Below are 1945 nucleotides of genomic sequence, written 5' to 3'. Positions count from 1 at the left end.
TTCGCATGAGACAGTGAACCGAATGCCACACAAAAAATCGTCAGAATGACGACGAATAATTTTTTCATCATTGCTTCCTGTTTTACAATAAAAAATTGACCACATTACATTAACATGATGTATTTACTATCATGCGTAATTCTGAACATACAGAAACAAAAAAGATATAACAATATTTTACATGATATTATTTATCCTCTGTTTATGAATTGTTTATAATCACGCAATCAATGGCGTTAATTTAAAAAATTAATAACTGGATAAACAAATAATTATTAATTTATTAATTAAATATTTAACGTTTAAATATAAATGTGTAAGGACAATATTCCCAATACAAGAGCATTAATGTTTATTTATAACTGATCGTCATGACGATACTATGTAAAGTATTACCGGAAAATAGACAACAAAAAGCCCCATCATGGGACCCACTTCAAGAGTATTGCATCGAGGTGGTGACTTTTCCCGAAGATTTTGACTGGAATTTTTGTCGTTCTCCGGTCTTGTTATCGACCAAGGCTATTTCGACCAGAAAAGGCTTATCACCGATGGCCTCCCTGACCGCCTTTGCTATGTTCGCGGCGATCACTTCCTCATACTTACTCTCTTTCTTCTGACCATAGAGTGAGGGGAATGAAAATTGTTGTTCTTGCCTGTTGGTGTTCTTTTCAGCTATTGCAGCGCCACTTGCCATGTTTTTCTTAACCTTGGGGATATAATTACGCGTTTCCGTTGGCATATTCCCCATGCCTTCTTTTTGTACGTTCCCGATACCCCAATTATATGAAGCAAGGGCTTTATTAAGATTTCCATTGTGCGTTTTCAGCAAACTGCCCAGCATCTTGGCCGCAGCTTCTGCCGATTTATACGGGTCGAAAACATCGTTGCCTTTTAATCCCCACTCGGCGGCAGTTCCGGGCATAAACTGGAACATCCCCTTCGCCTGACCAGATTTCGTCGGTTTACCTATTGCGTTAGGGTTCCCCGCTGATTCCGTCATAGCAACACCGTGCAGCAATCCCGGATCTAGACCGTATTTCTTTTCCAGCGTAGCAAAGTAACCCGACATTGATTCCAATGATGCTGTGCTGTTGCCGCTATTCTTTAATGGATTCGGGTAATTGGGTGTTTCATACTTTGGCAATGCCGGGATTTTATTAGCGGCTGTTTTCGCTTCATGGGCTTTTTTCTGCTTTTCCCATGCTTCACCATATCTATCATCCAGTTTCTTTTGCAGGCTTTCATCCGGTTTTCCCCGTAAAAGACGGAACTCCTCCATAAAGGTTAACTGGCTGATAAATTCCTTGTCGCTGACTGCCCGATTCCTGATATCTTTCTCTTTGTTTCCATGATAGAAACTGTCGGCGGTGTCGTTTTCGCGCATCCTGATATCTTTAATGGCTTGCCACGCAGGTTTTTTTTCTGCTTCTTCGCCTTTGTCTAAAAAATATGTAGCAGCATCTATTTTCGTTCGGTTCCACATCCCAGAAAATCTGGCACTAGCTTCATTGGCTTCCGTATTAAAGTCAGTGAGTTTTTGATTTTCTTCCGCCGTTCGGCTTAGACCGAATTTTTTCGACTTATCCAGCCGTTCCTCGATTTTACCTTCTCTGAGTAAGGCCAAAATCTCGGGGGTTAACCCCAATTTCACTATCAATCTGTTCTCGGTCTCAGAAGGAATATTTTTATTTTTAAATGCCTCTTCCAGTTCCAATAGCGTTGGAATAACAGCCGCAGAACCCTCCTTTGTTGTATGGATTTTAACACCCAGCTTATCTAATTCTGCACGAGCGGAACCATTCTCACCCCGCTCTGCCGCATTGAGTGTATTAAACAAATTCTGTACAGAATCCTTTGCCTGATCAGCTTCTGTACCAATTTGCACTAATGCACCGGTCAACTTAGAGGCGTCTTCAACAGGCATAGCGGTATTTTTGGATAG

The 1945-nt window shown here is 41.1% G+C and carries 1 protein-coding gene; it reads right to left on the bottom strand.

All coding sequences use genetic code 11. From position 1 onward, the window contains the following. Positions 1 to 436: 436 nt before the first annotated feature. The coding region (locus PSI23_RS21150) for a lytic transglycosylase domain-containing protein (RefSeq protein ID WP_273556923.1) at positions 437 to 1945 on the bottom strand (1509 nt) is incomplete at its 5' end.

The sequence above is a fragment of the Xenorhabdus yunnanensis genome, from assembly GCF_028598805.1.
GTDB classification, from domain to species: domain Bacteria; phylum Pseudomonadota; class Gammaproteobacteria; order Enterobacterales; family Enterobacteriaceae; genus Xenorhabdus; species Xenorhabdus yunnanensis.
This window is presented reverse-complemented; position numbering and strand designations above follow the sequence as displayed.